The organism is Empedobacter sp. GD03797 (assembly GCF_029842105.1).
Classification (GTDB): domain Bacteria; phylum Bacteroidota; class Bacteroidia; order Flavobacteriales; family Weeksellaceae; genus Empedobacter; species Empedobacter falsenii_C.
This window is the reverse complement of sequence record NZ_JAOCFS010000013.1, coordinates 23,879-37,532: the sequence shown is the minus strand read 5'-3', so window position 1 is coordinate 37,532 and position 13,654 is coordinate 23,879. Positions and strand designations below refer to the sequence as shown.

Genomic DNA, 13,654 nt, shown 5'->3' with positions numbered 1-13,654 from the left:
ATCATTTAATAAGTATTTAATAATGGATAATTGATAAAAAAAAGCAATTTATGTCTTATTTGGATAAAATGTTAATTATATATCATTTTGCTTTTTTCTCTAAAAAATAATGTTCAGATTTGTTCCCCTATTTTATAAAAATAAGACTATGAGGAGAAGAATCACATCTTTGAGTTTGTTAGCTTTCTTAGGTTTAGGAACGGCTGCATTTGCTCAAGTAACAGGTGTTGTAAATGATGCAGATAATTTTCCGGAAGCGGATGTAGAAGTATCTGTAAAAGGTACATACAAAGTTGTCTATACTGACCAAGACGGAAAATTTGACATTGATGCTAAAATTGGAGATATTTTAGTTGTTAATGGAAAGGAATTTAGTGTTACAAGTAACGCTTTAGGTACATTAAAGTACGCTGCTGCTACAAGTTCTACGGTTGATTTAAGTGAAGTTGTTGTGAAATCTATTTTCAACGCTCCATCTAAATCAGGTGTTACAACTGTAAAAGCAAAAGATTTAGAACAGATGAATCCATCTGTATCTATTGACCAAATGTTAGGAGGTAAAGTTGCAGGTCTATCATCTCAAGCGATGAGTGGAGCTCCTGGTGCAACTGCTAATGTTACAATTCGTGGTGCAATTGGTTTGAATGGTGGTGTAAAATCTCCATTATATGTTGTTGATGGTACATATATGACAGCAACAGATGTTGTTGCTATTAATCCGGCTGATATTGAAGAAGTAAGGGTGTTAAAAGATGCTTCTCAATTAGCAATCTTTGGTTCTCGTGGAGCGAATGGTGTAATCATCATGAAAACAAAATCAGCGAAAAAAGGTGAAGCTACAGTAAGTTATTCATCTCGTATTGGAGTGAACCAAATGGTTGATTTGCCAAATATCAACTTGATGAATGCCGAGCAATTGTTAAATTATCAAAATGGTTTAAGTACTATTGGTAATTTAGGTTTAGGGCAAGCTCGTACATCTGAAGAGATTGCAACTTTATCAAAAAATAACCATAAATGGTCTGATGATCTATACAAAAATGGACTTACTTCATCACATTTTATTACGATTAATAAAAATGATGGTGATACATCAAATAATTTTTCTGTAGGTTATGATAAAAATGAAGGAGCTGTTCGATATTATAATGGTATGGAAAGAATTACAGCTACTTTCAATAATACAACCAAAGTAAAAGATTGGTTACGTTACGGAATTAATTTAAACGGGTCTTATACCACGTTAGATTCTCCACGTGATCGTGTTAATGCACAATCTCCATTTTATAATACATTGTTAAATCGTCCTTACGAGACTTTTTATTCAATGGACGCGAATGGAAATGTAGTTTTAGATGCAGATGGAAATAAAGTTTACAATCCTAATGCGAACTATATGGGATATCCTGTTGCAGATGAAATGGAAAAAACGGATGCTCAAACAAGATATTTACGTATTTATGGAACTGGTTTCGTTGAAGCAGATCTTGCTAAAAATGTAACAGCTCGTACAACTTTAGGTGCTACTTATAATCGTACACAGTACGAAAACTTCTTAAAACCATCTTCAGTTTTATCTCAATTATTAGGAGACGGAGGTTCTAAAACAGATAGAAGTACAGACCGTTTTGATTACAACTGGCGTAATGAGGTTTCTTACGAAAATACTTTTGCAGGTAAACATCATCTACGTGTAACAGCAGCATCAGAATATATCAATCAAAGTTTATATTCTATGACAATGTACGGAATTGGTTTCCCTAATGATTATTTACAAACACAAGGGTTAGCTACTTTAATTGAACAAGATTCAAAAACAAACAGATGGAGAATTTCTAAGTTTGGATATTTAGGAGCGGCTTCTTATGATTTTGCAAATAAATATTTTGTTGATGCATATATTCGTCGTGACGGAACTTCTTTAGCAGGTGTTGATAATAAATATGGAACATTCTGGGGAGTGTCTCTAGGATGGAATATAGCAAAAGAAGGATTCTTAAGAGATTCTAAAGCTGTCAATAATTTAACACTTAAAGCTTCGTATGGGGAAGTAGGAGATGATTCAGGTTTAGCTGCTTATGCAAATATGAATCTGATGAATATTTTAAATACATATAATGGTAATCCAGCAAGTTTTCCTATAACAGTTTTAGCAGATAACAATGCTACTTGGGAAGCAAATAAGAAATTTAACATTGGGTTGGATTTTGGCTTCTTTGGAAATCGTTTAACTGGTGCTATGGCATATTTCCACGATTTGAGATCTGATTTCTTATTTAACAAACAATTACCTTTAGAGGCTGGAGGATATACTACAACTATTAATGCAGGAGAAATTAAAACAGAAGGTTTTGAATTAGAATTAAACTATGATGTGATTCGTTCTAAAAACTTCGATTTATCTCTATATGGTAACGTAACCAGCTTAAAGTATAAAGTAAATCAATTAGCAGATGGAGATAATTTAATAATGCCAGATTCATACGAAAGCATGATTCACGTAGAAGGAGGGAAACCTTATCAATTCTATATGGTTCGTTATGCAGGTGTTGATACAAATACAGGTAAAGATTTATACTTGGACAGAGATGGAAATATAACTGACGTTTATGATGGTGGAGATGCAGTCGCAACAAACAAATCTTCTCTCCCAACTTTAATGGGTGGTTTTGGTTTGAATGCTAAATTCTATGGATTTGATATCAACGCTGACTTTACTTATTCTGCAGGAGGATACATGTACAACAATACATATGCTTATTTAACAGATCCGACATCTTTAGATAACCATGTTGTTGAAGCTGCTGATTATTGGAAGCAAGCTGGTGATAATGCGTCATTCGCTCTACCAAATACAACAGGGCCAGAATATTCTACAAAATATTTAGAAAAATCTGATTACATCGCATTCCGTAGTTTGTCATTAGGATACAACTTTACAGATTTAGTAAAAGGAACGTTTATCAAAAACTTAAGAATGTTTGCTCAAGTTCAAAACTTAGCATTATGGACAAATTACCATGGGAATCCAATTGCAGGAACAGGAACAAGTGAAAGTAGTGCAGTAGGTTCGTCAGGATATGTGTCAAACTCTTTTACCGCATTCTCTTACCCATTAGTTCGTTCATATTCTATCGGATTTAATGTGTCATTCTAAAAATTGTAACAAAATGAAAAAAAATATTTTAGTCTTATCGTTGTTAGCTTGTGCATTAAGTTTTACATCTTGTAGTGATGACGATATCAATCAAAAACCATATGATGCGATCGAAGTTGGCGATTACTTTAAAACAGAAGCTGATTTTACAAACGCGTTAAATGGGGTTTATAAAGGTTTCGCGCAATCAGGTTATTATGCTGGTTTGAGTAATGCTAGCGATTTAGTTTCTGTTGGAGATATCATGGCAGACAACTTAATTCTAGATCCTAACGGACGTCGTGCAGGTCAAAGAGCACATACTTGGTCATATAATTCGAATTCTGTTCCTACAGATATTTACTCAACTTCTTATAATATTATCTCAAGAGCTAATATGATCTTGTCTAATGTTGATAATTTACAAGACGGTGATTTCAAAAATAATGTAATTGCGCAAGCAAAAGCGCTTCGTGCATTAGCCCATTTCGAGGTGGCTCGTACATATGCTGAGATTCCAACTCAAGCTGCAAATGCTGCATCTACTGTAGGTATTGCTTATGTAGATAAATATGATCCTCAGGCAGCTCCAAAACGTGATGCAACAATTGCTGAATCTTATGATAAAATTATTGCTGATTTAGAAGATGCGATTCCAAATTTAGAAGCTTCTTCAGAAAGTTCTGTTATGGGGAAATCTGCAGCACAAGCTTTATTAGGAAAAGTATATTTATATAAAGGAGATTATAAAAAATCGATCGAATTTTCTCAACCTGCTGTAGATGCAGTTGCTCCAGCATCACAAGAACAATTAGCTGGATTATGGACTTCTAAAAATAGTGATGGTGTATTATTTGAAATTGCATTTATCAATTCAAGCGATCCGACAATTGGTACAAACTATAGCCAAGGGGCAACGAACGAAAATATTGTAATTGAATATGCAGTAGATAAAGATTTCTATGCTTTGTATAATCAAAAAACAGAATCTGAGCGTATAAATGCGTATTTCAAAATTTTCAACCCTAGTAACCACGATAGTCAAGCTGTTATCGCAGTTAATAAATATATCAATGGTAAAGTAAAATTAGGATTGAATAACGGACGTTACTTACGTGTAGAAGAAGCAATTCTTAATTTAGCAGAAGCTCAATATTTATCAGGAGATCTAGGTGCTGCTTTGATTACACTAAATAAATTAAGAGATGTACGTTACTCTACTTATACTGGAGGAGAAACTGGAACTGCAATTTTTGATGCAATTCAATTAGAGCGTCGTAAAGAATTAGCTTTTGAAAACGGAGATCGTTGGTTTACATTAAAACGTTTACAAGGAGTTACTGGTATTTCTTCTGTTTACACAAGTGGTATTCAACGTAGTGGTAATGGGTATTTAGCAGATGGATCTGGAGTTCCTTCATCAGTTCAAACATTGAAAGTAGGAGCAAAAGAGTGGCAATTACCAATTCCGCAAACTGTTTTAAATAAAAATAAAAATATGACTCAGACTCCTGGGTACTAATTATAAGTTTTTATAGCTTTTTAGCAAAAAGAGAGGCTGCCGTTTTCGGTAGTCTCTTTTTTTTATTGTAAAATTTTAACTTTTATTTTTAATTTATTAATATGGATAAGCAATATCTATAATAGGTAGATTTATAATTATTTTATTGAAATTATCAGTTTTATAGATGTTAATATTATATTTTAGTAATAAATGTAATAATGTACAGCTATTTTTTTAAGATGTTGATAAATAAAAAAATATAGATAACTTTTTGGAAATCTTAAAAAAAAGTTAGAGTTTTGTCCAAAATGTTATAAAATATAAAACTATGAGGAGAAGATTAACATCTTTGGGCTTACTAGCTTTCCTAGGATTAGGAACAGTTGCTTTTGCTCAAGTAACGGGTGTAGTTAACGATGGTAACAATTTCCCAGAGTCAGACGTTGAGGTTACTGTAAAAGGTACAGATAAAGTTGCGTATACTGACGAAAATGGAAATTTTAACATTGATGCTAAAGTTGGTGATACTTTAATTATCAATGGAAAAGAATTTAAAGTAACTTCTACTAATTTAGGAGCTTTAAAATATGCCGAAGATGCAGATTTAAAAGAGGTAGTAGTATTAGGTTATGGATTGACGTCTACGAAACCTAAATCAATGGCTGCTTCTACAACAGTTTCATCTGAAGTTTTAGCAAATAGACCTAATGCTACATTCTTGAATTCTTTACAAGGTTCAGCTCCGGGTATATCAATAAACTCAGCTTCTGGTTCTCCAGGGTCAGGTAAAATTAATGTACGTATCCGTGGATTGTCATCATTAAATGCAAGTACAGATCCTTTATATGTTATAGATGGATTAATTTCTTCAGGATCTCAATTTAGAAATTTAAATGCAAATGATATTGAGACAGTTTCTGTATTAAGAGATGCACAAGGAACGGCTATTTACGGAAATAGAGGTGCAAATGGAGTTGTTGTAATTACTACTAAAACAGGTAGATATAATTCTGGTTTAGCGGTTAATTATGATGCTTTAACATCATTTAGTTTAATTCCTAAAACTGATTATAATTTAGCGAGTGCAAAAGAATTATTAACAATTCATAAGATGATTGGATTGGGAGCTGGCGCATCAATGACAGATGAGCAGATTGCTAATTATACAACAAATACAAATTGGGAAAAGGAATTTTTGAAAATAGCTGCAGCTCAACAGCATAATGTTGGTTTGAAATTTGGAGGAGAAAATGTAACAGTTTATTCTTCTGCTGGATATTTAGAAGCAGCAGGTAATGTTAAATCAACAGATTTTAAACGTTTTACTTTTAGAAATAATATTAATGGTAAATCATCAAATGGAAGGTTTACTTATACTTCTCAATTGGCATTAGGTTATTCTAAAAGAAATCAATTAGATCAAGAAACAAATACAGGTGTTAATAATAATGTTGTACAAAACCCATTATTTGGAACACTTTTAAGCCCTGCATCTTTAGCTCCATACAGATTTGCTGATGGTAGAGATATGTATAATCAAATAGGAAGTAATACTAGTGGTAGATCTGCATGGATTCTTTATGATATTATTAATGGAGGTGTAAAAAATAGATTTACAGAAACAAGTATCTTAGCTAATGTAAGTGGTAATTATAAATTAACAGACTGGTTATCAGTTGGGAATAAAACGGGTATTGATTATAAGTATAATCAAAGAGTTTTTGCTCGTACTCCAAATGGATATTTATCAGTAAATGTTGCCGCAAGTCAAGGTGCTCAATATGGAGGGTTTGAAGATTTTACAAACACTAATGATTTTACATTCAGTTCAGTATCTAATATTACTTTTGATAAACAGTTTGGTGATCACTCATTAACAATTGCAGGATACTTAGATTATTTAAAAGCACATTATCAAACTTCTTATCAACGTGTAAATGGATTAGATCCTTTAACTTATTCTTTTGGTTCAGGTAAAGGATATGTTCCTTTTAATCCTGCAACTCCAAATATTTATCAAAGAATTGTAACAGCAGATAAACTGAATGCTGGAACATTGGCTTATTTTGGAACATTAGACTATGATTATGCTGGTAAATATGGTTTGAGTGGTGTTGTAAGACGAGACGGTTCTTATAGATTTTATAAGGCAAATAGATGGGAAACATTTTGGTCTGTAGCAGGTCGTTGGAACATTGATCAAGAGGAGTTTTTAAGAGGTTCTTCAGTTCGTATGTTAAAACTTCGAGCATCTTATGGTACAACTGGTAACCAAAACTTAATTAGAACAGTAGATAATTTAAACCCTTTATTTGGAGGAGCAAACTTATATAAGACGCTTAATACTACTACTACTGGTTATATGAATCTACCAGGATATACTCTTCTTCAAATTGAAAATAATGACTTAAAATGGGAGAAATCTATTCAAGCGAATATTGGTTTAGATTTTAGTATTTTTAATGGACTTGTAGATGGAACAATTGATGTATATGACAAACGTACTGAACGTATGTTTGATTTTATAGCACTTTCAGCTACAAATGGGGTACCAACTTTGAGAGGTAATAATGGAGAAATGTCAAACAGAGGTATAGAAGCTGGTTTGAAATTCAATATAGTGAATAAAGATGATTTTAAATTTGATGTATTCGCAAATTATGCATACAACAAAAATAGAATTGAGTCTTTAGGAACAGAAGATTTATCAGGGGATGTTGTTAATGCAGTAGGAGATATTGCTTATCAATGGCATTTATATAAATATGTCGGTGTTAATCCAAAAACTGGAGAACAACAATTCTTAGATAAAGATGGTAATATTACAGAAGCTCCAACTTCTGCAGATAGACAGTTAACAGGTAAATCATACTATGCACCAGTCCAAGGTGGATTTGGATTTAATATTGATTACAAAGGGTTCTATGCTGCAACACTATTCTCTTTCCAAACAGGAGGATGGTCGTATGATAATTTTTATAGTTGGTTAATGGATCCATCTACTGCTGCTGCTTATAATGGTTCAGCTGATATTTTAAAAGGATGGTCAACAACGAACCCAAATTCAAACATTCCAGCAGTTACAGCTACAAATATTGGTCTTGAAGGTTCATCAGATCGTTTCTTATATAAAACTGACTTTTTGAGATTGAAAAATGTATCAGTTGGATATAATTTTACGAAAAAACAGTTACAATCACTTCCTGTGAAAAATATGAGAGTATTTGTTAGCGCGGAGAATATAGTTACTTGGACTGATTGGAAAGGATATGATCCAGAACCGATTCAAAGTTATTCTTTAGGTGTATATCCAAATCCAAGATCTATATCTTTAGGATTTAATGTTGAATTTTAATTGTAAAAGAAATGAAAAAAATAATAATTAAAGGAGTATTTTTGACTTCTGTTCTTGCAGGAATGATGACATTTAATAGTTGTCAAGACGCTTTAGATATTGTGCAACCAGGAGAATTAAACAACGATGCTTTATTTACAAGTGTTTCAACACTAGAAGGTTATTTAAATGGATCTGTATATGCATCATTAGATCCAACTTATTCAATATACATATCTTCTGTCTTAAGTGATGAAGTAAAAATTGGTTCTCAAAATGGAGGGCAAGAACAAGGTTTGTATAGGCATTTTATTGATGGGAGTAATGATTACATAACAGACATATGGTATGGTTATTATAGAACTATTAACAGAGTAAATCGTTTAATTGAGGGAGCAAAAAAAATAACTCCTAAAACTGACGCTGAAAAGGCTAAATACAATAATGTTTTAGCACAAGCTAGGGTTGTTAGAGCATATACTTATCTAGAGCTTGAAAAATACTTTGCTCCTGATATGAAAGATGAAGGTGGTTTAGGTGTTATCATTACGCCGGATATTCCATTAACTTCAGATGCAATTCCTAGAAGCTCAAATAAAGAAGTTTATAATGTTATTGAAAGTGACTTAGCTTATGCAAGTAGTATTTTAACTAAAGGTTCTGACCAATATAGAGCGGATATTAATGTAGTAAATGCAATTTATGCAAGACTTAATTTGTACAAAGGAAATTATAGTGAAGCAAAAAAATATGCAGAAAAGGTATTAAACGAATCTGGACTAGAATTAACTCAAGCTACACCAATTAAACCTACAGGATCAACAGATGAAATTGGTTCTGCTGCTTGGAATACTGCTTTTTATGCAACTTCTAATTCGTTTAATCCTTACAGAAAGATTTGGGATGATTCATCAAGAGGTGAAGTTATATTTTCTTTAAATAGAACAGCAACAGGAATAGGTTATAATATTGGCTATTATTTTAATACTAATCAATCAAGTGTAACAGGTAGTCCTATGTGGTTTTGGGGAAGAAACTTATTTAATATTTTTTATAATACAGATGGTGATGTACGCCGTTATGCATATGTAGACCCAACGTCTAAAATAGATCCTAATTATTTAACAAGTGTTAATCCAAGAAATACAGATCAACTTGTTATTGATAAATATCCTGGAAAAACAAGTGCGGCTACTCGTAATGATGTTAAAGTTTTTAGATTATCAGAAATGTATTTCATTTTAGCTGAAGTAGCAGTAGAAGAAAATAAATTATCTGAAGCTTCTGCTTTAATTCAAAAAATAAGAGTAGCAAGAAATTACAAAGGAACAGCTAGTACACCTGCTTATACATCTTCTCAAGTAGCATATGCAGATATATTGAAAGAACGAAGAGTAGAATTAGCTTTAGAAGGACAACGTTATACAGACCTTAAGAGATTAGCGGTAAAAGCTGGCGTTACAATGGATAGAAATGTTAGAGATGCTGTTCTAGCAAATGAGACAGTTCAAAACTTAGACAATGGAAGTTATAAGTATACTTTTCCAATTCCAGTATCAGAATTTTCAGGAAATAAGAATATGAAACAAAATCCAGGTTACGAATAATAAGAAAAATTTCTTATAATAGACAAAAACCCTCGAAGCTTGCTTCGAGGGTTTTTTATTATTTATTTAATATTTTCTATAAACTCCCAAGCTCTTATCTCTGCCCAAGAATGTTTATTATTTTTAAGAGGAAAACCACAATGTCCACCATATTTTGGCATTTCAAATGTGCAGAATTTATGGTTTTTAAAACGTTCGATAGGATAACAATCATCCCCTAAAAAAGGATCATTAGCAGCGTTAACAATCAAACAGGGTGTTTTTATATGGTCCAAAACAGTTGCAGGAGAAGCTTTGTGGTAATAATCTTCTTTACTGCTATAACCATGCATTGGCGCAGTAAAATAAGCATCAATTTCATCAAAAGTTTTGATTTTATCAATCATTTCCTCATTTAACTTTCCAGGGAATTGTTTAGCTTTTGCTTTAAATTTTGGAACAAGTGTTCGCTTAAAATTTTTAAAATAGACTGTATTTGGAAACTTTTTTAAAGTATCTGAACTTGATTTTAAAGAAATTGGTGCAGAAAAAACTACAGCAGATTTTATCTTGTTCGAAACTTCATAACTTCCAAGATAATTCAAAATTAATGCGCCGCCCATCGAGTAACCAATCAAAGAAATTTCTTGATAATTTTCTTTCAACGCTTTTTCTACAACTCTGTGTACATCGTCAATCGAACCATGATGATAAAGTCTGCAAGTTTTGTTCATTTCGCCTCCACAAGAACGATGATTCCAAGCTAGAATATTAAATCCTTTATCATAAAAATAATCTGAACACGAATTAAGATACGTTCGTTTCGAATCGCCTTCTAATCCGTGAAAAAGTATAACTAATTTGTCTTTATTATTTTGAAATCGCCAATCCAAATTCAGAAAATCACCATCATCGGTTTCCATTTTTTCTCTTGTGTAATCTGGAACAGGGTATTTCTTGAATTTCGCCGGAAAAATGGTAGAAAGATGTGCATTTCTGTTGATGAAATTAGGTGTAAGGTAAGTAGAATGTTCGATGTAAGGCATTTAAAATATTTTTACGTCAACTAAAAAATCCTTTTTAATTTCTTCATTTATATTAGCTAAAATCTTCGATTTTCCCATCAATAATTCTTGTCGCATGGCAGGAGAATTAATTTTTACATACAAAACTCTTTGTCTTACTTCAACTCGGTCCGTATATTTCTCGAAAAACTTTCCCATCACCGTTTGCCAAGCCTCTTCTGCTTTCACTTCCCAAATCAATTCTTCCTTTCCACTTTGTTTAATAAAATGCTCCAAAGCTTGACCAAGCGTTTGCTGATTACTTCTTTTTTCGTACTTTTTCATAAACGGAAAACTTTACTTTCAGAATTAATTTGTTTAATGATTTGCTCTGTTCTTTCGGGATGTGTATCGGTGATAAAAATTTGACCAAATCGTTCTTCGTTCACTAATTTAATCAATTGTGTTACACGATGTTCGTCCAATTTATCAAAAATATCGTCTAATAATAATAAAGGAGTAATATTTAAGGATGATTTGATAACTTCTAATTGTGCTAATTTCAAAGCAATTAAGTACGATTTTTGTTGACCTTGCGAACCAAATTTCTTGATTGGATAATTGGTAATCGTAAACAATAAATCATCTTTATGAATTCCAACAGTCGAGTATTGTGCCGAACGATCTTTGTATAAAGCTTCTTTCAGAACCGTTTCAAAAGGTGCGTCATTAAGCTGAGAAACATATTCGATGTTCACTTTTTCTCGACCTTCCGAAATTTCATTGTAATATTTTAGGAAAGCATCCAAAAAAGTTTGAATAAATTCTTTTCTAACTTCATATATTTTTTTTCCTAAATGAATTAATTCTTCATCATAAATTTCCAAAGAAGTTGAATCAAATGTATTATTTGCAGCAAAGTATTTTAGTAACGCATTTCGTTGGACTAAAACTTTATTGTATCGCATCAAATCAGCTAAATATTGCTTATTCGACTGCGAAATAATATTGTCCAAAAATTTGCGTCGAACTTCGCTTCCTTCTTTGATTAAATCGTTGTCATAAGGCGAAATCATCACCAGAGGATATTGCCCAATGTGATCAGAAATACGATCATACGATTTCGAATTTCGTTTTAGTTGTTTGGGCTGACCAGAACGAACCAAGCAAAAAATCACATCATCAGATTCGTTTCGATCAAAAGTTCCTTCTAAGGTAAAAAAATCGCAATCGAATTGAATATTCATCGCATCCGAATGATTCAGATACGATTTACTTAAAGCCAAATAGTGAATAGCGTCCAAAACATTGGTTTTGCCCTTTCCATTTTGTCCTACAAATGCATTAATTTTTGGTGAAAATTCGAAATTATTTTCATCAAAATTCTTGAATTGTCGCGCTTTAAGTTCTTTCAAATACATAAAAGCAAAATTACGATATTAATTAAGATTTACGTTTGAAGAAGTTTGATTTATGATTTTTTATAATGATTTTCAATCCTAAAACAATGATTTTGAAACAAAATGTCGAGTTAAAAATCAAAATGATGTATTTTTGCATCTTTAAAAGAAAGATTTAGAAAAATGGCAATTCAAAAACCATCGATTCCAAAAGGGACAAGAGATTTCTCGCCTTTAGAAGTGAATCGTCGTCAATATATTATCAACACGATTAAAAAACAATTCGTGTTATTCGGATTCTCTCCAATCGAAACTCCATCATTCGAAAATTTATCAACTTTAACAGGTAAATACGGAGAAGAAGGAGATCGATTAATTTTCAAGATTTTGAATTCTGGAGATTATTTAGCAAAAGTTGATGAGCAATTGTTAACAGATAGAAATAGTCAAAAAGTAATTGCGCAAATCTCTGAAAAAGCGTTGCGTTATGATTTAACCGTGCCTTTTGCGCGTTATGTGGTACAACATCAGAATGAAATTACATTTCCTTTCAAACGTTACCAAATTCAACCAGTTTGGCGTGCCGATCGTCCTCAAAAAGGTCGTTTCCGTGAGTTTTTTCAATGTGATGCGGATGTTGTAGGTTCGGATTCGTTATTACAAGAAGTTGATTTTATACAATTATATGATTCAGTTTTTACAGAATTAAAAACGCCTGTTGAAATTCATATTAACAACCGTAAAATTTTATCAGGTTTGGCAGAAGTAGCAGATATTTCGGCTCAATTGATTGATTTTACTGTGGCTTTAGATAAGTTGGATAAAATTGGTGAAGAAGCGGTGAAAGAAGAAATGCGTGGAAAAGGAATTTCTGATTCTGCGATTGAAATTTTATCACCTTTATTCTCAATGAATGGAGATTGTAAAACACAATTTGCTCAATTAAAAGAAATTTTAAAATCTTCGGAAACTGGATTAAAAGGAATTGAAGAATTAGAATTTGTTTTTGAAAATACAACAACTATTGGTTTACAATCTGCTGAATTAGTATTAAACTTAACTTTAGCGCGTGGTTTAGATTATTATACAGGAGCTATTTTCGAAGTGAAAGCGAAAATCGGAGAATTCTCTTCATCTATTGGGGGTGGAGGTCGCTACGATGATTTGACAGGAATTTTCGGATTGAAAGATATTTCTGGTGTTGGAATTTCTTTTGGATTAGATCGTACGTATTTAGTTTTAGAAGAAAATAATTTATTCCCAGCTTTAGAAGATTCAACAAATATTCAAGCGTTGTTCATTAATTTCGGAACGAAAGAAGCTACTGAAGCAATGAAATTGGTGAAACAATTACGCCTAAGCGGAATTAATACAGAGGTTTATCCTGATGATTCAAAAATGAAAAAACAAATGGGATATGCTGATAAAAAAGGAATTAAGAAAGTAATTCTTTTGGGTGAGAAAGAAATTGCAGAGCAAAAAGCGACTGTAAAAGATATGATTTCGGGAGAACAAACTGAAGTTGCTTTTGCTGATTTGGCTAATGCGTTATAGATTTTGGAAAGAATCTAATTGTATTTGTTTAATATATAACAAGTTAAATAAGGTTTAGATACAAAATAATAAATAGGCATTATGCCTTAATTCAAATCTATTCAATATATTTGCAAACTATTTAATCAAGAATATA

General features: G+C 32.1%; 8 protein-coding genes. 5 read left to right on the top strand and 3 right to left on the bottom strand.

The window, feature by feature from the left end; translation table 11 throughout:
- Window positions 1-148: 148 nt before the first annotated feature.
- The 4 genes from N5D90_RS10020 to N5D90_RS10005 all read left to right on the top strand — a co-directional run bounded on the left by N5D90_RS10020 (window position 149) and on the right by N5D90_RS10005 (window position 9,581).
- Window positions 149-3,157: a SusC/RagA family TonB-linked outer membrane protein gene (locus N5D90_RS10020; protein ID WP_280062358.1), complete on the top strand. Its 3,009-nt coding sequence runs from the start codon at window positions 149-151 to the stop codon at window positions 3,155-3,157.
- Between the two features lie 13 nt (window positions 3,158-3,170).
- Window positions 3,171-4,658, top strand: a complete 1,488-nt coding sequence (locus tag N5D90_RS10015; RefSeq protein WP_280062357.1) for a RagB/SusD family nutrient uptake outer membrane protein — start codon at window positions 3,171-3,173, stop codon at window positions 4,656-4,658.
- Between the two features lie 310 nt (window positions 4,659-4,968).
- Window positions 4,969-7,995 (top strand): SusC/RagA family TonB-linked outer membrane protein, encoded by a 3,027-nt coding sequence (locus N5D90_RS10010; protein ID WP_280062356.1) that lies wholly within the window; start codon window positions 4,969-4,971, stop codon window positions 7,993-7,995.
- A gap of 41 nt (window positions 7,996-8,036) precedes the next feature.
- Window positions 8,037-9,581, top strand: a complete 1,545-nt coding sequence (locus N5D90_RS10005) for a RagB/SusD family nutrient uptake outer membrane protein (protein WP_280062355.1) — start codon at window positions 8,037-8,039, stop codon at window positions 9,579-9,581.
- Between the two features lie 62 nt (window positions 9,582-9,643).
- On the opposite strand, the gene N5D90_RS10000 is transcribed toward N5D90_RS10005, so the two are convergent.
- The 3 genes from N5D90_RS10000 to recF are packed head-to-tail and all read right to left on the bottom strand — an operon-like array spanning window position 9,644 to window position 11,985.
- Window positions 9,644-10,606, bottom strand: a complete 963-nt coding sequence (locus N5D90_RS10000; RefSeq protein ID WP_280062354.1) for a YheT family hydrolase — start codon at window positions 10,604-10,606, stop codon at window positions 9,644-9,646.
- Entirely contained in the window at window positions 10,607-10,909 is a 303-nt protein-coding gene (locus N5D90_RS09995; protein WP_180905351.1) for a DUF721 domain-containing protein, read from the bottom strand. It abuts the gene before it with no gap.
- Entirely contained in the window at window positions 10,906-11,985 is a 1,080-nt protein-coding gene (gene recF, locus N5D90_RS09990) for a DNA replication/repair protein RecF (protein ID WP_280062353.1), read from the bottom strand. The genes N5D90_RS09995 and recF overlap by 4 nt, the downstream gene beginning before the upstream one ends.
- A gap of 162 nt (window positions 11,986-12,147) precedes the next feature.
- Between recF and hisS the strand changes: the two genes are divergently transcribed.
- Window positions 12,148-13,518, top strand: a complete 1,371-nt coding sequence (gene hisS, locus N5D90_RS09985; RefSeq protein ID WP_114998041.1) for a histidine--tRNA ligase — start codon at window positions 12,148-12,150, stop codon at window positions 13,516-13,518.
- Window positions 13,519-13,654 lie beyond the last annotated feature (136 nt).

Bases quoted from the DNA above. Each gene is read 5' to 3' on its own strand.
- N5D90_RS10015 (WP_280062357.1), top strand. From the start codon at position 3,171: ATGAAAAAAAATATTTTAGTCTTATCGTTGTTAGCTTGTGCATTAAGT.
- N5D90_RS10020 (WP_280062358.1), top strand. From the start codon at position 149: ATGAGGAGAAGAATCACATCTTTGAGTTTGTTAGCTTTCTTAGGTTTA.
- N5D90_RS10010 (WP_280062356.1), top strand. From the start codon at position 4,969: ATGAGGAGAAGATTAACATCTTTGGGCTTACTAGCTTTCCTAGGATTA.
- recF (WP_280062353.1), bottom strand. From the start codon at position 11,985: ATGTATTTGAAAGAACTTAAAGCGCGACAATTCAAGAATTTTGATGAA.
- N5D90_RS10000 (WP_280062354.1), bottom strand. From the start codon at position 10,606: ATGCCTTACATCGAACATTCTACTTACCTTACACCTAATTTCATCAAC.
- N5D90_RS09995 (WP_180905351.1), bottom strand. From the start codon at position 10,909: ATGAAAAAGTACGAAAAAAGAAGTAATCAGCAAACGCTTGGTCAAGCT.
- hisS (WP_114998041.1), top strand. From the start codon at position 12,148: ATGGCAATTCAAAAACCATCGATTCCAAAAGGGACAAGAGATTTCTCG.